The sequence below is a fragment of the Leisingera sp. ANG-M1 genome (genome assembly GCF_000813745.1).
In the GTDB taxonomy this organism is placed as follows: Bacteria; Pseudomonadota; Alphaproteobacteria; order Rhodobacterales; family Rhodobacteraceae; genus Leisingera.
The window spans coordinates 1-655 of record NZ_JWLC01000049.1 but is presented as its reverse complement, the minus strand read 5'-3'; the positions used below and the strand labels follow the sequence as shown (position 1 = coordinate 655).

Here is a 655-nt window from a genome sequence, read left to right as displayed (position 1 = left end):
CGCCTGGAAGAGGCCTATGCCACCAGCCAGGCCACCAACACCTTCCCGGAGATCTGCGGCCGCATTTGCCCGCAAGACCGCCTGTGCGAAGGCAACTGCGTGATCGAGCAGTCGGGCCATGGCACCGTGACCATCGGCTCGGTCGAGAAATACATCACCGATACCGCCTGGGAAAACGGCTGGGTCAAGCCCGCCGCCCCGCTGGCCGAGCGCGGTGAGAGCGTCGGCATCATCGGCGCGGGTCCCGGCGGCCTGGCAGCCGCGGATATGCTGCGCAAGGCGGGCGTGCAGGTTACCGTTTATGACCGCTATGACCGCGCTGGCGGGCTGCTGATGTATGGCATCCCCAGCTTCAAGCTGGAAAAGGACGTGGTGGAGCGCCGCAATAAGCTGCTGGCCGACGGCGGCGTGACCTTCGTGCTGAACTGCAATGTGGGCGAAGACATCTCTTTCGAGGAGATCCGCGGCAAGCATGACGCCGTGATCATCGCCACCGGCGTTTACAAGTCCCGCGATCTGGCGATGCCGGGCAGCGGTTCGGAAGGCATCGTCAAGGCGATTGATTTCCTCTGCGCCTCGAACAAAAAGAGCTTTGGCGACGCGGTTGCGGAGTTCGACAACGGCGACCTGAATGCCGAGGGCAAGAAGGTTGTTG

At 63.4% G+C, this 655-nt stretch carries 1 protein-coding gene; it reads left to right on the top strand.

What is annotated here, in order from left to right:
- The coding region (locus RA19_RS25160; RefSeq protein ID WP_039168585.1) for an FAD-dependent oxidoreductase at positions 1-655 on the top strand (655 nt) is incomplete at both ends.